The organism is Arcticibacter sp. (assembly GCF_045629565.1).
In the GTDB taxonomy this organism is placed as follows: Bacteria; Bacteroidota; Bacteroidia; order Sphingobacteriales; family Sphingobacteriaceae; genus Arcticibacter.
Window position 1 is genome coordinate 26,915 of the sequence record NZ_JAZQRL010000069.1, and the last position, 25,100, is coordinate 52,014.

16 protein-coding genes are annotated in these 25,100 nt (G+C 46.2%); 6 read left to right on the plus strand and 10 right to left on the minus strand.

Features of this window, described 5'->3' with window-relative positions:
• The first annotated feature begins 5 nt into the window (after positions 1-5).
• A complete protein-coding gene (locus tag ACKI5J_RS09085; RefSeq protein ID WP_407428706.1) occupies positions 6-1,226 on the plus strand; it encodes an ABC transporter permease in 1,221 nt (406 codons plus the stop codon).
• A 1-nt stretch (position 1,227) separates the two neighbouring features.
• Here ACKI5J_RS09085 and ACKI5J_RS09090 read toward each other — a convergent pair whose 3' ends face one another.
• From ACKI5J_RS09090 to ACKI5J_RS09110, 5 genes are all read right to left on the minus strand, one after another.
• Positions 1,228-2,547 (minus strand): hypothetical protein, encoded by a 1,320-nt coding sequence (locus ACKI5J_RS09090; RefSeq protein WP_407428708.1) that lies wholly within the window; start codon positions 2,545-2,547, stop codon positions 1,228-1,230.
• Positions 2,537-3,094 (minus strand): RNA polymerase sigma factor, encoded by a 558-nt coding sequence (locus tag ACKI5J_RS09095; RefSeq protein WP_407428710.1) that lies wholly within the window; start codon positions 3,092-3,094, stop codon positions 2,537-2,539. The genes ACKI5J_RS09090 and ACKI5J_RS09095 overlap by 11 nt, the downstream gene beginning before the upstream one ends.
• Before the next feature lie 116 nt (positions 3,095-3,210).
• Positions 3,211-4,017: a nucleoside triphosphate pyrophosphohydrolase gene (mazG, locus tag ACKI5J_RS09100; protein ID WP_407428712.1), complete on the minus strand. Its 807-nt coding sequence runs from the start codon at positions 4,015-4,017 to the stop codon at positions 3,211-3,213.
• A 126-nt stretch (positions 4,018-4,143) separates the two neighbouring features.
• The gene (locus ACKI5J_RS09105; RefSeq protein WP_407428714.1) at positions 4,144-5,331 is read right to left on the minus strand and encodes an aminopeptidase C; all 1,188 of its coding nucleotides are present in this window, start codon (positions 5,329-5,331) and stop codon (positions 4,144-4,146) included.
• A 119-nt stretch (positions 5,332-5,450) separates the two neighbouring features.
• Entirely contained in the window at positions 5,451-8,687 is a 3,237-nt protein-coding gene (locus ACKI5J_RS09110; RefSeq protein WP_407428716.1) for an amidohydrolase family protein, read from the minus strand.
• A 127-nt stretch (positions 8,688-8,814) separates the two neighbouring features.
• Here ACKI5J_RS09110 and ACKI5J_RS09115 point away from each other — a divergent pair, with 127 nt between their 5' ends.
• Positions 8,815-10,707 (plus strand): ATP-dependent DNA helicase RecQ, encoded by a 1,893-nt coding sequence (locus ACKI5J_RS09115; RefSeq protein ID WP_407428718.1) that lies wholly within the window; start codon positions 8,815-8,817, stop codon positions 10,705-10,707.
• Here the strand turns inward: ACKI5J_RS09115 and ACKI5J_RS09120 are convergent.
• The 5 genes from ACKI5J_RS09120 to trpD all read right to left on the minus strand — a co-directional run bounded on the left by ACKI5J_RS09120 (position 10,704) and on the right by trpD (position 16,995).
• On the minus strand, positions 10,704-13,259 hold the full coding sequence (locus ACKI5J_RS09120) for a cation-translocating P-type ATPase (protein ID WP_407428720.1): 2,556 nt from the start codon (positions 13,257-13,259) through the stop codon (positions 10,704-10,706). The genes ACKI5J_RS09115 and ACKI5J_RS09120 overlap by 4 nt on opposite strands.
• Before the next feature lie 139 nt (positions 13,260-13,398).
• Positions 13,399-14,175 carry a tryptophan synthase subunit alpha gene (gene trpA, locus ACKI5J_RS09125; protein WP_407428722.1) on the minus strand — a complete coding sequence of 259 codons (777 nt, stop codon included), beginning with the start codon at positions 14,173-14,175 and terminating at the stop codon, positions 13,399-13,401.
• Complete coding sequence (gene trpB / locus ACKI5J_RS09130; RefSeq protein ID WP_181276782.1) at positions 14,175-15,356, minus strand: tryptophan synthase subunit beta; 1,182 nt, start codon at positions 15,354-15,356, stop codon at positions 14,175-14,177. Before trpB ends, trpA begins: the two co-directional genes overlap by 1 nt.
• Complete coding sequence (locus ACKI5J_RS09135) at positions 15,353-16,003, minus strand: phosphoribosylanthranilate isomerase (RefSeq protein WP_407428724.1); 651 nt, start codon at positions 16,001-16,003, stop codon at positions 15,353-15,355. Before ACKI5J_RS09135 ends, trpB begins: the two co-directional genes overlap by 4 nt.
• On the minus strand, positions 16,003-16,995 hold the full coding sequence (gene trpD, locus ACKI5J_RS09140) for an anthranilate phosphoribosyltransferase (protein ID WP_407428726.1): 993 nt from the start codon (positions 16,993-16,995) through the stop codon (positions 16,003-16,005). Before trpD ends, ACKI5J_RS09135 begins: the two co-directional genes overlap by 1 nt.
• 1,040 nt (positions 16,996-18,035) lie before the next feature.
• Here trpD and ACKI5J_RS09145 point away from each other — a divergent pair.
• The 4 genes from ACKI5J_RS09145 (at position 18,036) to ACKI5J_RS09160 (ending at position 25,082) form a co-directional block, all read left to right on the plus strand.
• On the plus strand, positions 18,036-19,145 hold the full coding sequence (locus tag ACKI5J_RS09145) for a hypothetical protein (RefSeq protein ID WP_407428728.1): 1,110 nt from the start codon (positions 18,036-18,038) through the stop codon (positions 19,143-19,145).
• Between the two features lie 262 nt (positions 19,146-19,407).
• Entirely contained in the window at positions 19,408-21,891 is a 2,484-nt protein-coding gene (locus ACKI5J_RS09150; protein ID WP_407428730.1) for an SUMF1/EgtB/PvdO family nonheme iron enzyme, read from the plus strand.
• Positions 21,892-21,912: 21 nt separating this feature from the next.
• Complete coding sequence (locus ACKI5J_RS09155) at positions 21,913-23,472, plus strand: MGH1-like glycoside hydrolase domain-containing protein (RefSeq protein WP_407428732.1); 1,560 nt, start codon at positions 21,913-21,915, stop codon at positions 23,470-23,472.
• An 11-nt stretch (positions 23,473-23,483) separates the two neighbouring features.
• Complete coding sequence (locus tag ACKI5J_RS09160; protein WP_407428734.1) at positions 23,484-25,082, plus strand: DUF5060 domain-containing protein; 1,599 nt, start codon at positions 23,484-23,486, stop codon at positions 25,080-25,082.
• Positions 25,083-25,100 lie beyond the last annotated feature (18 nt).

The following is a 25,100-nucleotide window of genomic DNA, read 5'->3' on the forward strand; positions in this document are numbered from 1 at the left end:
ATAGCGTGACTTTCGCCTCTTTCATTGCAAATAGAATAACTTTCAGATCAAAGCGTACTTTTTCCAGGCTCAGTGTACGGATCGCTATTGTGGGGATCATGCTCGGTCTTGCCGTGATGATCCTGTCTGTTGCCGTTGTTAAAGGCTTCAAGTCTGAGATACGCGAGAAAGTACGCGGTTTCTCAGGCGACATCATCGTCATGAAATATGATTTAAACGCATCTAACGAGGCGTCGCCCTTCAGTATTCATCCCGATACTCTTACACGGCTCTCAAAGCTTCCAAACATCTCACATATTTATCCTTACGCCGTAAAACAAGGGATAATTAATGCCAATGACGAGATGGAGGGTGTGATGCTCAAAGGAGTAGACAAGAGCTTTAACTGGAGCTATTTCAAAAACGTACTTGTCTCCGGAGATGTCATTGACTTTACCGACAGTGTTAAAGCCAAAAGACAAATTGTAATATCTAAAGTGATAGCAGATCGGATGCGTCTAAAAGTAGGTGATGACTTTCTGATGTATTTTGTGCAGGAGCCCCTTAGAAGAAGGAAGTTTGATATCGTGGGGATATACGATCTCGGAATCGAGGAGGTAGATAAAGCCTATGTCATTGGAGATCTGTCTGTGGTACAACGCCTGAACAACTGGGCGCCGAACACGGTTGGAGGCTATGAAATAAGGGTCAATCATTTCGACGCCGTCAATCATTCCGCCCTAAACGTCAACGATAATATCAGTATGGGTCTGCGCGCCTATTCTATCACGGAGTACTACCAAACCATCTTTCAGTGGCTTTCCCTCCTGGATGTCAATACAGAAGTCATCCTGATTCTGATGCTTGCGGTAGCGATCATCAACATGATCTCCGCGCTGCTCATCATCATATTGGAAAGAACAAACATGATCGGTATACTGAAGGCCCTTGGCGCGACGAATTGGAGCATCCAGAAGATTTTCCTTCAAAATGCCGCATATCTGATCGGTTTTGGTCTGTTACTCGGAAACGTGTTGGGAATAGGTCTTGGCCTGTTTCAAGCACATACGCACTTCTTTAAGCTTGATCAGGCATCTTATTATATGTCTTTTGTGCCCGTAGAACTGGAAGCTACCGATATACTTTTACTGAATGCCGGAACACTCGTCATCTGTCTGCTGGTACTGATTATTCCTTCAACATTGGTAAGCAGGATCTCCCCGGTGAAAGCCATCACGTTCAAATAACTTATCTGGAATTAAAGTTCCATTTCAGATTAAGCCCCGCAGAGCTGAAACGGATATCCTGTGAACCAAGTCCTCCAAGTGGGTATTTTAAGAAGGGCTCCAGGGATAATTTGCTTTGTTTCCCAACCGAATATCCGTAACCAACAGATAAGTTCAGCATCCTGGCAAAGTCGAAGCTGCTGGTGCTGGTAATCGTCTTTTCGTTCGGGAATGACTCCACAGAACTGTCATGAATAGAATTGTATCCATAATCATAAGTATATGTTTCGTCAAAGAAGAAGTTCGAACTCAGTCCGGCTACCACATACAACTCGTCTTTCTTCTCGAAGAACGTATATTTCAGGTTAACCGGAACATCAAGGCCCATTAAAGAAGCATCATAACCATGAATGGAGTAATTGATAGCAGAAGTTTTCGCATCAGGACCAGCAACCATGAGATTCTGGCTCGTAGACATGGTTGAGCTTAAGAAAGATGCTGCTGCTTGTTCAGGAATGCGCGAATCGTAGCGAAGCGAATTCTGAGCTATAGAAACGCCTGTTGTCAGCTTCAGCTTCGACGTCAGATCCAGTTCAGAACTGATGCCGACACCGGTATTTACCCGTGACTTGCTACCCGCTGCATACGATACGTGACTACCCGCATACAGGCTAAACGATAGCTTGGAGTCCTTGCTTTTTTCCTGACCCCTAGGGCCATCGTCCGCCAGGAGTTCACGCTTAGCCTGCTGCAGCTGATCGTAGTTTTCAAGAACAGCCGCTGGCTGTGACCTCCTGGCTTCGCTCGTTATAGTGGACGCCGGTTCCTGCTTTTGTTCTTTGGTATCTGTAGAAGCGATCATGGCGGACTGCTCCAAAACCGTTGCAGGTAAGGTGTCTTTTGCAGCAGAAACAGCCACTGATAAAGTGACAGCTTGTTCCTCAGCCGGTAGGTTTAGCTCAATGTGTCTTTCGTTCGCCCTTGTAGCATAAAGCGTTCTTTCACTTCCGCTTTCAGTCTCCACAGTTGTGATATCAGTCAATGCGGGGGCTTCGTTCCCCGGTTCAGGAAGGCCTTTGTGCTGAGGTGAAGGTGCCACCTGAGGTTTTTCATGAGAAGCAAGCTCGGTTTTATCATCTTTCGGATAAAAAAGCCACACACCAGCAATTAACAATAAAATTGCCGCCGCTGATCCAAGCCAGTAAGTGACCGCAGAGCGGCGCTTAGCAGGCTGATACTTCAGACGCAGTTGTTCCCATCCCTGATCAGCCGAGTCATCCTCATACTCATCGAAGACCTGAACAATACGTTCAGCAAACTTTTTGTCGAAATTATCTTGCATAGCTGCCCTCCTGATGATTCCAGTGCTTTCTTAATTTGTCTTTTGCCCGGCTTAAGTAAACGCGGGAGGAGCTGACCGGTATAGATAACATATTGCCTATCTCGTCATGACTATAACCGTCGATTTCATAGAGGTTGAATACCGTCTTTTGGATCTCCGGAAGGTAGTTGAGTAGTTTAAGTATATCTTTTGCATTTATATTCTCCACGGCTTCCGGTGCTTTTCCAATATAAATAGCTTCATCAATGTCTTCCTGATTCATATGCTTCAGGTTTCGTCTTCTGTGATCAATAGACGTATTCACAACAATTCTTCGAAGCCAGGCCTTAAAAGGCTGGTTTTCATCATAAAAATTTATCGCCTTGAAAACCTTAATAAAAGAATCGTTCACCACTTCCAATACGTCATCCTTGTTTTGTAAATACCTCATCCCAACGCCCATCGCATACCCATAGAAATGCTTGTAAAGTTTTTCCTGAAACTTTATCGCTCCCGACTTGCAACCTGAAATCAACTCGGTTTCAGAAAAACTCTGGGGTTTATGCATGGACTTGGAATCGTTTCTAATCAATGCTCAGTTACTTTTTTGACTTAAAACGATCTGCTATCATAATGTTATAAATACGCAGATCCGGATAGTTTCGCTACAATGAAATATAAGTTTTAAATCGTTTTCGCTTCATTCCAGAATATATCCATTTCTGCCAGCGTCATATCTTGCAGAGCCTTGCCATTTTCGGCAGCTTTAGACTCCAGATACTGAAAACGCTTAATAAATTTCTTGTTGGTCTTTTCAAGGGCGTTTTCTGGATTGATCTTAATAAAGCGGGCGTAATTGATCAGCGAGAAAAGTAGGTCTCCAAACTCAGCTTCGGCCTTTTCAATATCTACAGGAACTCCTGAAACCGTATTGAACTCCTCTTTAAACTCCTGCATTTCTTCCTCCACCTTCTCCCATACCTGCGATTTATCTTCCCAGTCAAAGCCTACGCCCCTGGCTTTCTCCTGTATTCTGGAAGCCTTCACCAATGCCGGCAGGGAAGGGGGTACACCGCCCAAAACCGATTTATTGCCTTCCTTCAGTTTAATCTTTTCCCAGTTCTGTTTAACATCTTCCTCATTCTGAACCACGGTGTCACCGTAAATATGCGGATGCCTGATGATGAGCTTCTCGCAAATGCCGTTCAGCACATCCACTATATCAAACTGGCCTTTTTCCGAAGCAATTCTCGTATAAAAAACCAGGTGTAGCATAATGTCGCCTATTTCCTTCTTGATCTCTTCCGTGTCTGCCTCGAGGATAGCGTCAGAAAGCTCGTATGTTTCCTCTATCGTCAGATGTCTCAAGCTTTCCATGGTCTGTTTTTTATCCCATGGACACTGCTCTCTAAGTGTATTCATCACGGTTAAGAGTCTTTCGAATGCAGAAGCAGGTGTACTACCGGCCGAGGGAATAATATTTTGAGACATACAGATATATTTTGAACAAAAATAGAGAAATTCCAAGAGCATAGGAAGGCGTAAAACAGGCCTTAAAACAGTAACGGCTGCCAGCATCTTGTGCTGGCAGCCGTTACTGCTTATATTTACCTGTTGCTAAACGCCCAATTTCTTTCTTACATCAGAAGAAATAGCCTTTTTGTTCAGAAGAAGGGTAGTCGTCTTCAGTTTAACAAAGTTTTTAGTTACATACAAAAACCCTTTGTAATCATTTGATAATCCCCATGAATTTTTAACAATGTAATACTCTTTGCCATTCTGGTCTTTGGCGAGCCCAACGATATGCATGCCATGATCATCGGTCGTGCTGTAATTGTCGTATTCCAGCTGTCTTAAATCTTCCGTTATGTTCAACTCTGCCTTGGGTCCATTGAACATTTCATTGATCTCGTCCTGGCTCATATCCTCATATTTCTTCTCCGGAATATAGGCAACCCCGTTCTTCCAGCTAAAGCCTTTCTCGCTCACGTCTGTCGCCCATGCCACTGTGTAGCCATTCTTTAACGCATTGTCGATAGTGCTTGTCAGTTCGTCCATCTTTACATTATACACCTGATCAAATGACCAGTTGTCGGGTACCAACAAGGTAAACTTTTTGTACAACGGATATTCTTTGAAGGATGAAAGCTCCACATAATCATCAGCATTTAAGCCTACCACTTCCTTAGCAAAGCTCTGTGGCGTATAGCTTTTACCTTCAAAGGTGAACGACTGAGGAACTTTTCCCAAATAAGCGTCAATAGCACCTGTGTAAGCCTCGAGCCAGTTTGGTGTTAATGTTCCGTTCGGGTTTTTAACCACTGCCTGAAGGATACTCTGCGAAACAGCGGCCATCTCAGCAAATTTATTCTTTGATGTGCCATAATGAAGGCCAGTATAAACACTCTGAGGCAAGGCACCATATTTACGGTACATATTAATCACGTCATGAAAAGCACCGCCATCGCCAAGGCTTACCGCACCCTGCATGCGAACGTAATTTCTGCCTTTCTCGATGTAAGCACAGCGTGCAGGATAGATCTGAGAAAGCTCCACAGGTTTGCGGCCCTGTTTGATCATCTCTGATTCCAGGAACGAATTGGTGGAATACGCCCAGCACGTTCCTGACGAGCCTTGATTCTTGATAGAGGTGGTCTCCAGGTTGATGACTTCAGTGAATTTAAAGCCTGCTTTGCTATTATTGCTCTGATTAGCGTCTAATGATTTAACAAGATTGTCTTGTGCAAAGGAAAAACTTGCTGCCGAAACGAATACAGCAGCTAAAATGGATGGTCTGAACTTCATTTTCTAGTTAATGATTACAATGCCCCTGCAAATGGGCGATGATCGTCTTTTGAAGGGGTGTTTCTTTTTGAATGGTCAAAAATACGAGCAATTTGCCTAATTTAAAAACTCCGAAACCATTAATCACACTTCGGGTGTGTAAAAATGAAGGTGTCAGATGTTCCTTCCGGACCCATTGTGTCGCCTTTCAGCTGCTGCCACCAGAATTTCGCATGCTGCATCGGATGATTCCCCTCTTCATTCATGGTCTGTGCATCGAACAGGCGACCGTTCACCATCACCAGTCGGATCTTATCTGTATTTCGAATGTCATCAAGTGGATTCGCGTCCAATACGATCAGGTCGGCAAGCTTACCGGGTTCCAGAGACCCGATTTCTCTCGATAGCCCCAGGTAGGATGCACCGTTGATTGTCCCCGCGCGAAGAATGTCATGTGAACTCATTCCACCCTGAGCCAGCATCCATAATTCCCAATGAGCCCCAAGCCCCTGAATCTGTCCGTGAGATCCCATGTTTATCTTGGTGCCTCCGTCTGCAATATATTTCACGGCTTTAGACACTTCAATATGCCCGTAGTCGCCGAATTCTGATGTTGTCCTCCGTCTCGAACGACTGTCGATGATTCCTCGAGGAGTAAAGCTCAGCAGCTTTTCGTTCTCCCAGACGTTCGTGCGGTCGTACCAAAAATTTTCTCCGGATTGTGAGCCATAGCTGACGATAAGGGTGGGAGTATATGCCGTTTTGCTGGCGTTCCATAAAGATTTTACGTCTTTATAAACTGGAATAACCGGGATGTTATGCTCAATACCACTGTGCCCGTCCAAAATCATTGACATATTGGTGAAGAAGGTAGAGCCCCCTTCCGGAAAAACTTGCATTTTCAGCTCCCTGGCCGCTTGTATAATCTGCTGCCGTTGCTCTCTTCTCGGCTGGTTATACGATTTTACAGAAAAGGCACCCGACATCTTCAATCTCCTGAGGTGAGAGCGGGCGTCGTCAGCGCCATTGACCACAGCCTTGAAATCGCCATCCGCACCATATAAAATGGTGCCGGTGGAATAAATGCGCGGTCCTTTTATCGTTCCTGCTCTTACCATTTCAGCCTGGCTCAAAACCATCTCTGTATTACTGGAGGGATCATGAGCTGTCGTTACACCGTAAGCGAGGTTAGCATAGTAGCTCCAGTCCTGTTGCGGGGAGATCCCGTCCGGGCTAGTCGGCAAATGGGCATGCACATCTACCAGTCCGGGCATGACGGTCTGGTTTTCCGCATTGATAACCTTCGCATCCTCCGGTACCTTCACCTGATCAGCCGGGCCGATAGCCGTAATCCGGTTACCTTCTATTACAATCGTTCCGTTTTGAATCACTTCCTTGCCTTTCATCGTGATGATCCGCGCATGAGTCAGCGCGATTTTTCCTTCAGGAACGTCACTTTTAATCTTCAGCCCGATTTCAACGCCCGAGGTATCTATAGGAGGTAGGTTATTGGGCGCACCCTCAGCAAAGCTGAAAGTATTCTTTACCTGTCTGCTGAAATATTGCGAACCGAGCGTCCAGTTTAAGTTCTTACTGTCGTGGCTCCAATGGAGGTAAATTCCCGCGTCCCGTGTCACTTTGGTCACCGGTAGCGACTTGTTGGTTGCCGATAGCTCAATACCGCTAGCCGTATTCAGCAGAGGGGTGATATACGCGTTGAACAGCTCGGTGAAAGCGAGCCATTTGCCATCCGGACTAGGTGCAAACTGACTGGCATATTTGGAATGATAATGCACACGCTCGCTGCCACCGCCAAGGTCAACACTCATGAAAGCTTTTTTACCTTCATGTGTACTCTGGAAGAATACCCGTGAGTCGTTTCCGTTGAAATAGGGATCCACTCCCTTGCCCACCACTTTCTGAGGCGTTCCGCCACCGGCAGAAATGACATATATGCCGGGATTCTTTCCATGCGTGTATCCCAGCATCTGGTTGCCGCCACCCTTCGCATAAACGATCTTATCACCCTTGTTGGAGTAGCGTGGCGTATAATAAAAGCCTTTTTCTGTGGTGAGCGGCTGTGAATCGAGCGTCCGAAGATCCAGCTTCTTGATAGACGCCTTGTCCTCGTCAGTCCAGGCCACATACACCAACGACTTGCCGTCAGGACTGAAGTTCGGGTCGTACTCAAACTCTGTCCCATTAGATATACGCTTCGGTTGCCCATTCGGTAGTTCCTTTAAATAGACGAACCCACCTGAATTAAAGGCAATCATCTTTCCATCCGGAGACGTGGCAAGCTGCCTGATCATTTTCGCGTCAAACTCCTCGTTAAAGACCTGATGTTCAAAATGAAGTGCCTCAGCAACAAGCTGTGTGGAGTTAACTTCAAAAGGAATAATACTCACAGTCTGCGACAGGATATCCAGATTTCTGATTTTTCCTTTCGCGTAAAAGATGATGTTCTTGCTGTCTGGAGTAAAGGCAAAGTTCGGATAAACGCCGAAGATCGCCCATGTCTCCTGCTGATCGCGGGACAGGTCATCATAAACAGGCCACTCTTCGCCGCTGCTCAGATCATGCAGATAAAGCACAGACTTTAGTCGTACCCTCCTTACAAAGGCGAGCAGCTTTCCGTCGGGCGATACCCTCGGACGTACCGCTCCTCCCGGGCCTCCTGTCACTTTTTCAGTCTCACCCGTTTCCCGGTTCAGCCGCTTAATAGCGTATATCTCGCCGTTCGGATCTTTATTGTACTGAAAGTACGGACCCGGACTCACATCCTCACTGTAATAGACGTACTTTCCGTCGTGCGATACCTCCGGTTCGCCGGCATCCTGCTGATCATTCTTGCGTTTGGTCAGCTGAACGCCTTCCCCTCCCGAAATATGGTACATCCACATTTCGCCGGCTCCAAGAGACCGGGTGTTGGTGAAGTGCTTCCGCCCAATGAGAAACTGATTATCGGGCGTCCATACCGCATTGTTCAGCAGACGGAAAGTCTCCTTAGATACCGCACGCTTGTTCGAGCCATTGCTGTTCATTACCCAGATATTGTCGCCGCCCTCGCGATCGCTCGTGTAGGAGATCTGCTTGCCGTTCGGACTGAAACGGGGTTGTACATCAAAAGCATTGCCCCCCGATAGCAAGGTAGCCCTGCCACCCGAAATGGGCATTTTGTAAATATCACCCAGCAGGTCAAACACAATTTCTTTGCCGTCCGGACTGACGTCCAGGTTCATCCATGTTCCTTCATCAGTAGTAAATGAAACCGTTTTAGAAGGGCCTCCCGGCTTTTCCACATTCCAGTTAGACTTTACCTGTGCAGATGCGTATTGAAAAAGAAGTGTAAGAAGTATCAGTATGGGTCTTTTCATGATATATATCGGTACGGTATACAAATATACTTTCTTATACCATAAGGCAAGTATTGTCATTAAAGTTTGACCCTGGCCGCACCGATGCTCATATCTCAACGCACAAAAAATATGTATGTTTGAAGTCATGACAATATACGAGGCACTTAAGGTATACTGGAACTTCGACTCCTTCAGGCCGCTCCAGGAAGACATCATCCAATCGGTATTAAGCGGAAAGGATACGCTAGCTCTTATGCCCACTGGTGGAGGGAAATCCGTCTGTTTTCAGGTGCCCGCGCTCGTACAACCCGGAATCTGCATTGTCGTATCACCTCTGATAGCGCTGATGAAGGATCAGGTTGAAGCACTCAAAGAGAAGGGGATCGAAGCCGTTTCACTGGTTTCGGGCATGTCCAGGCGTGAAGTAGACATCCTGCTCGACAATTGTGTATACGGACAGATCAAATTCCTCTATATATCTCCCGAACGTTTGCTTTCATCTCTCGTTCGGGAACGGATTAGCTACATGAAAGTCAATCTGATCGCCATCGACGAGGCACACTGCATCTCCCAGTGGGGTTACGATTTCAGGCCGCCTTACCTGCAGCTGGCCGAACTTCGCCAGCTCCAGCCGAAGGTGCCCATCCTGGCGCTTACCGCCACAGCCACGGTACGCGTCATCGCTGATATTCAGGAAAAGCTCGCCTTTAAGGAACCTAACGTCTTCACCAAGAGCTTCAGCCGCCCAAACTTGAGCTATGTGGTCTCACAAGAAGAGAATAAGGTAAGAAAGCTTCTTTCTGTAGCACGAAACGTTCAGGGAACCGGCATCGTCTACGTCAGGAACCGGCGCGAAACCCAGGAGATTTCCCGGCTCCTCAACAGTGCCGGAATAAAGTCTGATTTTTACCACGCTGGTCTCGATACTTCCCAAAGGAGCCAGAAGCAGCTTGCCTGGATGAAAGGGCAGCTACGGGTAATTGTCGCCACAAATGCCTTCGGAATGGGGATAGACAAGCCAGACGTCCGTTTTGTCGTTCACATGGACGTTCCCGAAAGCCTGGAAGCATATTACCAGGAAGCGGGCCGCGGGGGGCGCGATGAGAAGAAAGCCTATGCCGTCCTTCTGTATAACCCAGGCGATCGCGAATTATTGGAAAGGCGACTGGAACTTCAGTTTCCACCCGTGCAGGAGATTCGTCATGTATACCAGTGCCTGGGCAACTACTACCAGATTGCCCATGGTGCGGGAGAGGGGCTGGTCTTTGACTTTGATATCGGCGACTTTTGCTCCCGCTTTAAGCTCGATGCCGTGAAAACCATCAGCGCCCTGAAGTTCCTCGAGCATGACGGATATCTGATGCTCACCGAAAGTGTCTATTTACCCTCCAGGGTTCAGATAGAAGTCTCTTCGGAAGAGCTTTACCGTTTCCAGATTGAGAATGCATTCTATGACTCCTTTATCAAGGTCATGCTGCGTTCCTACGGTGGGATGTTTGATAATTACAGCCCCGTTCAGGAGTTCGACATCGCCAGGAAGACCGGAAAAAGCCTCGATGAAGTGGTGTCTATGCTCCACAAGCTGCAGGACTATAAATTATTAAGTTATTTGCCCCAAACAGATAAGCCTCAATTGCAGTATTTGAGAGCAAGGATGGAAGCCGGAAGTATGTTCCTTGATACCCAATATATGAAGGAGCGTAAGGAAGTCATGACAGGGCAGATTAATGCCATACTACATTACGCTGAAACGAATGTCTGCAGAAGCGTGACGCTGCTGCGCTATTTTAACGAACTGAATGCTGATAAATGTGGTACCTGCGATGTATGCCTGGAGGAAAAAAGAAAAGCCGGAATGGCCGTACTCAGCGAGCAGATCACCTATGAATTGGTCGATATCCTTTCAGGTCAGCATCTCAACCTCGAAGAGCTGATCAGCGCGATGCATACCGGCACCGAAAAAGAACGCGTCGCTGTTTTGCGCAACCTTCTGGATGCCGGCAAGGTTAAAACGGATGGAGAGAAGTACTATCTCTAAGTTCGCCTGGGCCCCGTTAGGTACTTGATCAATTCTATTGCAAATGCCGATGCAGCAGTAATGATCAGTATTATCTCAAACGCTTTCAGGTCCAGAGGCCTCGTTTTAAAAATGATGTCAAGTGCCGGTACGTAGATAATCAACAGCTGCAGGATAACGGTAAGTATTATTGCAGCCCACATTCCCCCATTAGAGAAAATAGATTTCGAAAACATGCTGCGGCCTGATGATCGAACGGAAAGCGCATTAACCAGCTGTACAAAACAAAGTACCGTAAATACCATCGTTTGCTGAGTAGCGGTATCAAAGCCATGACTAATGGCGTAGTACTGCGTAAACAGTGCCGCTGCTGCCAGTACTACCCCTGTTGCGAGGATCTTTTTTACCAATCCTCCCGCAAACAGGTTTTCCTGCGGCGGACGGGGCGGACGGTTCATGATGTCTTTCTCCGCAGGTTCTGCCGCCAGCGCCAGCCCGGGGAGTCCATCTGTTACCAGGTTGATCCATAAGATATGAATGGGGAGGAGGGGAATCGGGAAGCCGAAAAAGGGAGCCAGAAAAATGGTGAGTATCTCCCCAAGATTACAGGAAAGAATATAGAGCACGAATTTTCTGATATTATCGTAAATCCTCCGACCTTCTTTAACCGCTTTAACAATCGTAGCGAAATTATCGTCGAGGAGGATCATGTCCGATGCCTCCTTGGTTACATCGGTACCCGTGATACCCATCGCCACGCCTATATTGGCTTGTTTTAGCGACGGAGCATCATTCACACCATCACCGGTCATGGCCACAAACTCACCGTTTGCCTGCAGTGCTTTTACTATGTTCAGCTTCTGCTCGGGAGATACCCTGGCAAACACAGCGATATCTTCAATGTCCCGTTTTAGCTCCTCTCCCGACAGTTGCGACAGCTCGACTCCTGTTCGGCTTTTGGCGTTACCCGCGCTAACAATATTCAGGCGTTCGGCGATGGCCAGAGCGGTAAGAGGTTGGTCCCCCGTGATCATAACCGATTTGATGCCTGCCGTCTGACATTCCCGTACCGCATCAATCACCTCCTCGCGCGGCGGATCGATCATGGCTGTCATGCCCAGAAAATCCAGCTCCGTTTCCAGATCCTCCTTGAGCTCCGGTTGCTCATCAAATATCCGGTAAGCAAAAAACAAGACTCGCAAGCCCTCTGCCGCCCATTTTCGGTTAACTTCGAGCCATTCATTTTTCTGAGCGGCATACTTGTCGCTAAGCACCTCGGCAACTTTAGCCGGAGCGCCTTTCACAAACATGATCCATTTCCGATCGTGCCCGTGCAGTGTACTCATACGCATACGCACAGAATCAAAAGGGAGTTTTCCCAGAAGCGGAAACCTGTTTTCTACATCTTTCCTTGTGTTGCCATGCCTCCTCGCATAACTAACCAGTGCCGTTTCAGTCGAGTCGCCAAGCAGCTCATCTGTGGCAGAATAGCGCACGTCATTGTTCAGCATCATTGCCTGGAGCAGGAGGTCTTCACGCTGTTCCACCGCCTGGAACTTTTCGACCGTCATCACGTTCTGGGTCAGCGTTCCCGTTTTATCGCTGCAAATATAGGTTACCGAGCCCAGCGTCTCCACCGCCGGAAGCATACGTATAAGCGCATTTTGCTTCACCATTCTGCGGGCACCCGCCGCAAGGCCGATGGTGATTACCGCAGGCAGCGCCTCGGGGAGTGCGGCCACGGCAAGCGATAATGCCGTCAGGAACATGGCAAAAGGCGGCTCACCGCGCCACAAGCCAACTCCAAATACAATCAGACAGATGACGATTACAATCACCGCAAGCTGCTTACTAAAAACCGCAAGTCTCTTTTGCAGAGGAGTCTGCTGATCTTTTACCTCCAGCAAGCCTGCTATCCTCCCGATCTGTGTATCCATGCCGGTGCCGGTTACAACAGCCTTCGCCGATCCGTTACTAACGGTGGTGCCCTTAAATACCATATTATGCTGGTCGCCGGGAAGAAGGTCATCAGCAGATAAGCTTTCCGTGATCTTTTCGACCGAATGACTCTCACCGGTAAGAGCAGCTTCTTCCGTTTTGAAAGAGCTTGTCTCCAGAAGTCGCCCGTCTGCCGGGACGATATCGCCAGCTTCCAGCAAAATAATGTCGCCGGGAACAAGTTCCGAAGCTTCCAGCTCAGTCGGGTGGTTGTCGCGTATAACCAGGGCCGACTGGGCCGACATCTTTTGCAGCATACGAACCGACTCTTCCGCATTGTACTCCTGTACATATCCGATCCAGGCATTTCCAATGATAATTGCCAGGATGACATAAGCGTCGGTATGTTCACCAACCAGAAATGATACGATAGCCGCAATGACCAGAATGATGATCATCACATCCTTAAACTGCGATAGGAGTATGCTGAGTTTACTTTTTCGCTTGGTTTCGTTTAATACGTTTCTGCCAAACTTTTCCTGGAGGTCAGGAATGGAGGTGTTGCTCAGACCGGAGGTTCCGGTATGGAGTTCTTTCAAAACCTCTTCTTTTTCAATCTGATACCAAGTTTTCATGAACGGTGCTTAATGGCTAACTACCAAGAAGTTAATCATTAAAGTGCGGTTTTGTTTTGGAGGATGTCTGAAAGCCTCGTTATCGTATAAAATACGGTCTTATACCGTTCTGGAACCCGTATAAGACCGTATCAGTTTATCAGGCCGGATTCTTCAGTGACTGAATAAATGCCGGAATCTTTTCCCGGTAGTTTTCTGATTCAAGCTGTCTGACGAAGGCCGTTCCCACGATCGCACCGCTCGCATATTCGCTCGCTTTGCTGAAGCTCGCATGGTCTGAAATGCCGAAGCCAACAATGGCCGGATTCTTCAGGTTCATATTTTTGATCCTGCTGAAGTACTCATCTGTCTTTGCAGAAAGATCCAGATTCTTACCCGTAGTCGAAGCGGAAGACAACAAGTAGATAAAGCCGTTGGTCAGCTCATCAATATGGCGAATCCGCTCATCAGAAGTTTGCGGGGTGATCAGGAACACATTACTCAGGTTATGTTTTTTGAAGCAATCCTGGTAAAGCTCTTCGTATTCGTACATCGGCAGGTCGGGGATGATCATTCCGTCGACACCCACCTCGGCGCAAGCCTCACAGAAACGCTCCACCCCGTATTGCAACACCGGATTGAAGTATCCCATCAGAAAGACGGGAATGCTGACGCGCTTACGCAGATCCTTAAGCTGCTCCAGTAATACCTTAATGGTCATTCCATTGTTGATCGCCGCTAAGGAACTCTTTTGGATCACCGGGCCGTCTGCCAAAGGATCTGAATAGGGGATACCTATCTCCAGGAAGTCCGCTCCCGCCTTTTCGAGAGCCTCGGCAATATCAAGCGTATCATTTAAAGCAGGATAACCTGCCGTGAAATAGATAGATAATACTGATTTGTTCTTTTGTTCAAAAAGCTTGTTTATTCTATTCATTATAGTCCGAAATAGGTCATATATGTACTCAGATCCTTGTCGCCTCTGCCCGATAGGCAAACCACAACCGTTTCATCGCCTTTAAATTCCATTTTAGAGAGGTAGGCCAGCGCATGCGAGCTTTCAATAGCCGGAATAATACCCTCGAGCTTAGCCAGTTCCAAGCCAGCCTGCATAGCCTCATCATCCGTTATGCTCACATAAAGTGCACGCTTGGAAGTATGAAGGTGAGCATGCTGAGGCCCGATGCCCGGATAATCCAGACCGGCAGAAATAGAGTAAGGCTCAACCACTTGTCCGTCTTCCGTCTGCATCACTATCGAACGGCTGCCATGAAGTACGCCTTCTTTTCCAAGCAAAGTTGTTGCAGCCGACTCACCGGTGTTAACTCCCTTTCCCGCAGCTTCTATAGCGATCAGCTTCGCGTGCTCATCGTCCAGAAAGTGATAGAACATACCCATTGCATTACTACCCCCGCCTACGCAGGCAAGAACGTAATCCGGACTCGAGGTTCCTGTCTTCTCCAGCAGCTGCCATTTCGTTTCTTCAGAAATGATCGACTGAAAACGAGCAACCATATCCGGGTAAGGATGCGGCCCTACCACAGACCCGATGATGTAATGCGTATCCGTAGGGTTGTTGATCCAGTCGCGCAAAGCCTCATTCGTAGCATCTTTCAGCGTCTGGCTTCCCGAAGTTGCCGGGATCACCGTAGCACCCATCATCTTCATGCGTGCCACGTTAGGTGCCTGACGCTCAATGTCGACCGCACCCATATAGACGATGCACTCCAAGCCTTTAAGCGCACATACCGTTGCCGTTGCCACACCATGCTGTCCTGCACCTGTTTCAGCGATGATCCGCTTTTTACCCAGGCGTTCAGCAAGAAGGATCTGACCCACCGTATTGTTGATTTTGTGCGCACCCGTATGGTTCAGGTCCTCACGCTTCAGGTAAATTTTCGCACCGTATTTCGCCGACAAGCGCTCCGCCAGATAAAGAGGAGAAGGGCGTCCTACGTAGTCTTTCAACAGTTGGAGATATTCCTCCTGAAATTTCGGATCCTGAATATATTCCAGATATTTTTCTCTTAGTTCCTTGACATTCGGATACAGCATTTCGGGGATGTAAGCTCCGCCGAACACGCCGTAATAGCCTTTTTCATTTACTTGATAGCTCATAATATCTTTTTAAATATCGCTTCTAATTTTGTGTAGTCCTTTATTCCGGGGGATATTTCAAATTTGCTGTTCACATCTATGGCATATAAACGACTGTCGTCGATCTGCCGTATTTCGTCCAGCTGTCCTGTATCTATCCCACCGCTTAAGAAGAACGGTTTTGTCGTTTTGTTTTGCTGCAGGAGCGTCCAGTCGAACAACTTGCCCGATCCGCCATGGGCGGGAGTCTTGGTATCGAAGAGGAAGTAGTCTACGCTGTCGGTGTATTCGTTTAGTATATTGAAGTCAAAGTGCTCGTCTACCCCAAAGGCTTTGATCACCTCAACGTTTAGCGCGAGCATCTCCCTGCAAAAGGCAGGAGATTCAGATCCATGCAGCTGTACAGCATCCAGCCCCATTTTTTCAATCCAGTATTTTATTTGTTCAGCTTCCTCATTTACAAACACCCCCGTTTTTTTAATGCCAGCCGGAAGGTCGTTCAAGAGCTCCGGATCAACCTCAGCAGCGTACCTTGCCGAAGGCGCATAGAAGATGAACCCCAGGTAGTCCGGTGACAATGATGCCACCTCCCGGATGTTCTGAGCATCCTTCATTCCGCAGACTTTGATCTTAAACGAACGGACAGGTATATGGTCGCTTGCGGTCATTAGTTAAGGTTGATTAACGTGTTGAAGCTTTTAAGTGCTTTCTTTGAAAGAAGGGCTTCCTCCGCTTCGTAAAAGCTGTCAGCAAAAGACTTCTCCGGACAAATGGTTTTAATTGCCAGTGCGGCATTCGCCAACACCACATTGCTTTGTTCCGCCGTTCCCCGACCGTTTATCACTTCTGTAAATATTTTTGCTGAGTCTTCAACTGTGCTTCCACCACCGATGGTAGCAGCATCTATCTTATCGAAGCCTATCTTTTCAAGAGTATATATTTGTTCACCACTGTTGCTGAACGTCTTAAAACTGCCGGTTAACGAGATCTCGTCATATCCGTCAAGGGCATGAATGATCGTATATTGTTTATCAGATTTCTGGTACAGGTAAGCATAAAGGCGTGCTATCTCGAGACTAAACACACCTACCACCTGGTAAGCCGGATTCGCCGGATTAACCATTGGTCCCAGCATATTGAAAAACGTTTTTACGCCCAGTTCCTTCCGGATGGGAGCCACATTCTTCATTGCCGAATGGAAGAGGGGAGCATGGAGGAAACATATCCCTGCCTGTTCAACGCTTTTTTGCAGGAAAGACGGATCGTTGCTGAACTTGCAGCCCAGGTACTCCATTACGTTGGAAGATCCGCAACCGGACGACACACCGTAGTTTCCGTGTTTGGCGACATGATAACCAGCTCCCGCTACAACAAAAGAGGCCAGTGTCGAGATGTTGAAAGTGTCTTTACCATCGCCACCGGTGCCGCAGAGGTCAACCAATTTGTATTGCTGAAGTTTAGGATCCAGGCAGAGGTCGAGCATGGCATCCCTGAAGCCTTGAAGCTCTTCGACAGTCATGCTTCTCATACAGTAGGCTGTCATGAAGGCAGCCATCTGTGAGGAATTATATTTCCCTGTCGTGATATTGGTAAGAATTTCTTTAGCCTCCCGGGAATTAAACGTTTTGTGCTCGAATAAGCGGTTGAGTATCTGTTTCATTGATTGTCTTTTCTGTCCCCCGGCAGGACAAAAAAAAGGTTGCCTGCCGGGCAACCCTGTTTATTTTCTTTTTATAAAAATATACATATACAGTTTGCCCTTACGATTGACCGAATTGCCACCACCAAAGCTTATGTATAGTATTTGTCTTCATACCTGTATTACAAATATGGTAAAATGTTTCAGATATAAGAAGGCAGTGGAGGAAATTATTTCGGGTCTTGTTAGGGGGCGCTTTCCTACAGCGTTTATATGCAGGCGATAACAAGCCCACTTTATGCCGTGATGAGTCCGACTTTTGCAGCTTCAGGTCGGACTCATCACGGCATAACATCAGCCTGAATAGGGATTGATATAAAGGAAGTCTTATTCCTGTATCTACTATAGTAATACAGATTTTGCCTAAATCCGGAAGATTGACACAAGGCCGAAAACATCGTCGTGCGTTTTCTGTCGCTCTATCTTGTCTCAAAATGAAAACACCGTTATGGTGAAAGGAGACAAGAAAGGCGTGGTTCGTGGAACGGCAGGTTCCGTCGTATATCGTGGGTATCTTGATGAGCATCGTTCAAGGGAAAGCCCGCAAATTCAAGCAGAGCAGTGAGAACATCCGTCAGGTGGAGTATGGATTTCGTGCAGGATGCCCTCATTCCACTAATCAACAGTTGTTTCTTAGTTTTTGACAATGAGTAATTGATTAAGTATTAGCTTTAATTGTTATCATTGTACTAGGAAGGATCATCGCGCAAGAGGCGCCAAGTTTCTTCGTGTATCAAGGCTCTGACGTATACTACATAATAGATCCAAACGGTACACTCAATATACAGTTAATTATCTTTATGAGTATGTTGTGACAGATCCCAACATACTTGCTGCTAAATATGGAGTTATAACAGTTATCGCTGAAGGGCGAGCTTATTGCCAGTATGATACCAATCAGAAGACATGGTTCAAAGGTCCCAAAGCTGGTGGTGTCAATTCTTACCCCATTAATTTCCTATATAATTTGAAGATCGCTGTAATTTAAAACATCAAAACTTATGATACGTCTGGTAAAACTTGTAATCCTGTTTTTTTTTATTCCCATCCATTTTTTGCTAGCGCAAGTGGTGTTTGTAGATAGCGATACAAAACTGCCTATCCCTTCGGTTAGCGTATTTAATGTTAATGGTAACTTAATTGGTTTTTCCAATAAAAATGGAATGATGGAGCTTATACCAGAAATGAAAGCGGGTGGACTAAATCCATTAGACCTATCCGTTCAGCATATATCGTACGAATCTAAAGCTTTTACGGCTTCAAAGAATGGAGCTGAACAAGTTATCTTATTGCAGCCTCGTGCAAATCAATTAAAAGAGGTAGTAATATCTATTAATCCAACTGCCGAATTTTTATATATTAAGGGATACTATCGTTCACTCGAAACTTTTAATCTGAAACATAAATATTATTCGGATGGTATTATTGAGTTCTACGTGCCGCTTAAAAAGGGGAAAGTAAAATATAGATTAGTTGATTTTCGTGTTTATCAAGATCCAGCTGTCACTGAAGATTACAGACAAAAAATGTGGACCTTCTTCCAGGCTCCGCGGATTGCAGAAATATTTCCGGGTAAACTCATGGATAGGATGGCAGAATATACTTTGCGGAAGGTGTCAGACAAAAAATATTTTTTATTAAAAAAGGAAAGTGAAGTAGGACATATAGCATCTACTGAAAGTGGACCTGTCAGTTTTTATGTAGATCATATATTGCCTGACACGGTTAGGCTAGAAAAAGTCCTTGGTATAGAAGCGAAATTAAGGCATGATGTTTATATCGAAAACTATTCTCACGCCCCCATTGAGGACCTTTCACCGAAGGATCTGTTAAATGTTTATCAGCTGGTGACTGGCACTATCAAGCGGAAAGCCGAATATGGTCACATCCCATATGAAGTCATGAACGAATTTTACGTGATGCAAACGGAGTTCTTATCTGCGAAGGAATATCAGGTTGTAGAACCGTCATTGCTTAAAAACTTTAATAAGGCAAGTGATAAAAGTGTGTTTTCTAGACCTTTTTGGAATGATTTAGCTACGTATAATATATCTCCCATCAATAGTGGTTTAGAGACTCAACTTGACCAAAATCTTAAATTAATGAAATAGGTTAAGGTACACTGAAAAAGCTAGGACTAATCTATAAACGGTCTCGTTAATCAGTCTCATTTATTTACGCATTATCGGGTCTATCACACAATGAATGATTGCTTAGGCTTATCTCTAGTGAGATATTCCAAGCGATAAACTAGTGTAACATAATAGTTTCTGTATTGTCACTTTAAAAAATGTTATTAGCTTTGAATGTAAACGATTACAAAAATACGTCTTTAGTATTTTCCTTGCTGCTAACTAACTAACACTTAAGTAAATGAATCAATTATTAGGTTATGCCTCTTTTATGCTACTGTTTCTGCAGACCTCCGTTGGTCTGAATGCTCAAACAACAGAGCAAAAGAATCAGGCTAACAAAACGACCAGGAATAAGTCCCGTGTTGTTTCTAACAGTTTAGGAATGAGGATGGTGGCCGTTCAGCCTGGCTCATTTAAAATGGGTGCCATTAATACAAAATTCGATCTAGGCAAAAAAACGGATTATTCCAAAGATGCTCCGTATTATGATGAGCTTCCTGTTCATCAGGTTTCTATTAATTATCCTTTCTTTATCTCCGAAACGGAAGTGACAATCGAGCAGTTCCGCCAGTTTAGAAAGGAGTATAAAGACAGAGGGTTATTTAAACCTTATGTTTCGGGGATCAGCTGGAATGAAGCAACTGCTTTTTGTGAATGGTTAAGTAAAAAGGAAGGTAAACCTTACCGCCTGCCAACGGAGGCGGAATGGGAGTTTGCTTGTCGCAGTGGCAGTCAGACCATTTTCTGGTCAGGTGATCAGCTTCCGGCAAACGATACCAATCCCTGGGGAATTAAGAACATGCATTCAGGGGTAGCCGAGTGGTGTTATGACTGGCATGGTGATTATCCGGAATCTCCTCAAATTAACCCTGTTGGTTATGATAAAGGATTTTCAAGGGTTATAAGGGGTGGTGCTGCTCATACGAGTGAATTGGAGGGGACTTCTGTGGAGTTTCATCCTGAGAAAGACGCTGTTTACTACCGCGCATCAAACAGAGCTTCGATGCAACCGGATTGTCCCGCTGCAGGAAGCACAGGACTAAGTCCGCATTTTGTCGGGTTCCGGGTAGTTCAGGCTGCTTTGCCAAAGAGCAAGCCTTTGGTTTATACCGCCAGTTTCCCCCTTCAGGGCGTTAAACAAGGTAATGCGTTTGCTGGCAAGGGGCCAGATATGTCCAAGCCGTATTTTAAAGCCCGCCAGGTAGTTGCCAGTCCTCCGGACCTGACGATGCCGGTGGATATCAGGGTAAGCGGACTTCATCATGCCATACAGGGTAAAGTTCACAGCAGCGGGTTTGTGGCTTGTCCGAACGGCGACGTTTTATTAATTGGATTTTCATCATCACGCTTGAAAAGTGAGGCTGCGACCAATACGACCATGGTGGTTACCCGTTTGAGAAATGGCGCGGAACAATGGGATATGACCGAGTTGTTTTATGATAGAGCAACATTAAATGATCAGGCGGCTTTATTGTGGAACGACAATGGAACGTTGTGGTTCTTCGGCGGTGGCCGGGGTTTAGGTGATCTTCCTTTTGTATTTGCTACATCAAAAGATAACGGTGCTACCTGGAGCGAGTTGAAAACACCTCTTATTAAAGGAGAGGTAGGAACGTTCACTGCCCAGCCTATTAACAGTGCTTTCCGAGGGCCTGATGGCACCATTTATTTCGGTAGTGATGGGGTGGAAGCCGAATCATTCTTGTGGGCTAGTTCAGATAACGGAAAAACCTGGTATGACACACGGGGAAGGACCAGTGGAAGGCACTCCACCTTCGTTCTTTTGAAAGATAACCGAATTTTATCCATGGGCGGAAAGAACTCGGATATCGATGGTTATATGCCGAAAAACTATTCTTCGGATAATGGAAAGACCTGGACTGAAAGTGTCAAGACCCCTTTTGCTGCCCTGGGAAGTAATCAGCGCCCCTCGATCATGAGATTAAAGAGCGGTAGACTGTTCTTTGCGGGCGATTATCAGGATATCAGAATGATGAAGACTCCTCCGCCGGCAGCTATTGAGGAGCGCGGATCTTATGTGGCTTTATCTGATGATGACGGACAAACCTGGAAAATCAAGAATCTGGCAATGGCACCTGAGCATAACGATTGGCGGGGTATAGTGAAAGGTGGAATGAAGCCGCAGCACGGATTTGGCACTGTCGGCTATTCTGCAGTGACACAATCGGAGAATGGTGTTATTCATTTGATGACGTCTAAAGGAAAACCGTCTATGCATTTTGCATTGAACGAAGCGTGGATTCTTTCTGATTATACGGGAGAGGTAAACCACCTTCCAGGCGAAAGGAGCACGGAGCTTCAAACAATCACGGAGAAGTATCCGAACGGAAAAGTAAGGATCGCCTCCAGTGGCTGGCTGGGCAAAAATGGCTTTGTGCTGCATGGCAAGGAGGCCTGGTTTTACGAAGACGGTACCAGGCAGTATGAAGCGACTTTTAATAATGGCGTTATCAAAGGGACCGAGAGTTATTGGAACCGCGATGGAAAAGTGAAGTGGACACGTGAGCATACGCCTTTCGGAACGGATGTCTGGACAAACTACTGGCCTAACGGAAAGAAAAGAACCGAGTCTGTATGGTGGGGCTTATCTGCGCATGGCCCGGCAACGGAATGGGATGTTGAGGGCAAGCTCGTGCGGGAGCTGATGTTCGATAAAGGCAAAAGAACATCCGTGGAAACCAAATCAGAGATAGACGAATAAGTGAAATATAAAAGTTATAGAATGAATTTTAGAATATCAGTTGCCATTGTTGTTTTCTGTTTGTGTTTTGTTCAGCGTTCATTTGCTCAAAAGAGTTATGTGCTGAACACGGAAAAGCTAAACAAATATGTTCAGAGCTTCAACGCCGAGGATAAGGAAGGCGTTAAGAACTTTGTTCCCAATGCGGAGTCTTTTGAATGGTTGTCCCGTAATATTCCTTTGTTTGATTGTCCGGATTCGGCCATTCAAAAGGTGTATTATTTCCGTTGGTGGGCTTACCGGAAGCACCTGAAGAAAACGGAAGACGGTTACGTGTTTACCGAGTTTATTACGCCCGCTAACCATGCCGGAAAGCATAATACGATAAGCAGCGGACTAGGTCATCATATAAACGAAGGGCGCTGGTTGCTTAATCCCGCCTATATGGAGGATTATATTTCGTTCTGGTTTTACGTAGATCCGGTACATACTAAATCGCGGTTTCATGCCTTCAGTAGTTGGATAGATGATGCTGTATATAATCGTTATCTCGTTAATCAGGATAAATCATTTATTCAGAAATTGCTTCCTGATCTTCATAAGGACTATATACGCTGGGAACAGGCAAAGCAACTGCCCAATCAAATGTTCTGGCAATATGACGTGAGGGATGCAATGGAGGAGTCAATCAGCGGTGGACGGAAGGTAAAGAATGTAAGACCTACCATCAATAGCTATATGTATGGGAATGCAAAGGCACTGGTTGCTATGTCGTCTATAGCCAAGAACGATACCCTGAAAAAGATCTACAGTAAGAAAGCGGCGGAATTGGAAAAACTCGTGCATGAACAGCTGTGGGACGACGATGCGAAGTTTTTTAAGGTTCAGTATGAAAAAGGAGGCTTTTGTGACGCACGTGAAGCGATCGGGTTTATTCCATGGTATTTCAATTTGCCAAGGGATGACGCGAAATACGCTGAGCAGTGGGATCAGCTGATTGATACAGCCGGATTTGACGCTCCATGGGGACTTACGACTGCTGAAAGACGCCATCCGCTTTTCCGTACTCATGGGACTGGTAGCAGCTGTGAGTGGGACGGAGCGATATGGCCCTATGCTACAACTCAAACATTGAAAGGTCTATCCAATTTGCTGAACAACTATAAACATCGTGGTAAGATGACCAAACAGGTATTTTACGATCAGTTTCATAAATATGCGATGTCTCATAAGTTTCCATCCCTGGGCGGAAAGATCTATCTGGGCGAGTATCAGGATGAGAAGACAGGGGAGTGGTTAAAAGGCGATGATCCGCGCAGTGAATTCTACAATCACTCGGGATTTGCTGATCTGGTGATCAATGACCTGGTTGGCTTGAAACCGAGGGCTGATAATGTAGTGGAAATTAGTCCGTTAATTCCTGCTGGTCAGTGGGACTGGTTCTGTTTGGATAAGGTAGCTTACCACGGTAAGATCCTGACTATATTGTGGGACAAGACCGGATCTAAATACGGCAAAGGCAAGGGATTGAGGATTTTCGCTGATGGGAAGGAAATCGCCCGAAACCGTGACCTTAAGAAAACTACTGCGAAGCTGATTTAAATACGCCAGTGATGAAAAACCTCCTATTATCTGTCTGTCTTTGTGCATTCATGCAGATTTGTTACGCGCAGCCGGCCACTACAAAGTGGGGAATGTTTGAACTGACTCTGAACGGCAGCGAGGCGGGAAATCCGTTTGTTGGCGTGGATTTTAAAGCGCGCTTCGAAAAAGGAAGCAAACAGTACGAGGTGGAAGGTTTTTACGATGGTGCGGGTGTTTTCAAGGTTCGGTTCATGCCGGATGAGGAGGGCGAATGGACCTATGTAACCAGGAGTAATAAAGGTGAATTGAACGGGAAACAGGGCTCTTTTATATGTAAAGCGGCTAAAGAGCATGTTCGGGGACCAGTTCGTGTTCGTAATACGTATCATTTCGCGTACGCTGACAGCACTGCATTTTATCCTGTTGGTACGACTATTTATGAGTGGGCGTTTCAGCCAAAAGCGAAGCAGGCGGAAACGCTTGAAACGCTTAGGAAATCGCCATTTAATAAGGCCAGAATGTTGATGGTTCCTCCATACAAGAGTCATTACCTGGAAGGGCCGGCTAAAATGGAGATATTTCCATTTTTAGGCAACTCCAAAGAGAACTGGGATTTTTCGCGGTTTAACCCCGAGTATTTTAGAAGATTAGAAGAAAACGTCAGGCAGCTGGCAGACCTGGGCATTGAAGCTGATCTGATCTTGCTCAGACCTTATGACAACGGGAAATGGGGGTTTGACAAGATGGATAATGAAACGAACGAGCGCTTTCTGCGCTATGTGATCGCCCGGTTTGCCGCTTATCCGAATGTCTGGTGGAGCCTGGCAAATGAAAACAGCTTCATGAAGCATCTTACCGATGAGGATTGGGATCGATATTTCCAGGTGGTGCAAAAATATGACCCCTACGGACATTTGCGCTCGATTCATAATGCGGACCGGCTCTATGACTATGGAAAGCCCTGGGTGACTCATGTCAGCTTACAGTATTACAATGCGGTGCGTGTGCTGGGGGTATCGCCGCTTCTAAGGGACGTGTATAAAAAGCCTATCGTGCATGACGAGATTAACTACGAAGGGAATGTAGAGAAACGCTGGGGACAGTTAAGCGGTGAGGAGCTAACCTTCAGGTTCTGGTCGGCTTATATCGGCGGTGCTTATGCTACTCATGGTGAAGCTACCAAGGAAGGTTGGATTTCATTCGGCGGAAAGCTGACAGGAAAAAGCCCTTCACGAATTGCTTTTCTTAAAAAGATCGTCGAGTCAGGCCCTAAAGAAGGCCTGACGCCCATTGATCAATATTATATCCTGAATGCGGCGGGTAAGATAGGGGAGTACTATCTGTTTTATTTTGGGAAAGAGAAGCCGGCGAATTGGAGCTTTGTTCTTCCTGATAACGGGTTAAAGAATGGAATGCGCTTTAAAGTGGATATTATTGACACCTGGAATATGACTATAACTCCGGTAAATAAGCTCTTCACCGTTAAGATGCTCGACAACTATAAGTTTATAGATGAGAAAGGGTCCAAGATAAAGCTTCCGGGGAAGCCTTATATGGCGCTCAGAATCCAGCTGGTTAATGGGGGGTCGTCGGAGAAAGCAGAAAACAGGCATGACGATGAGTTGTAAGATTCCCTCTGTCGCTAT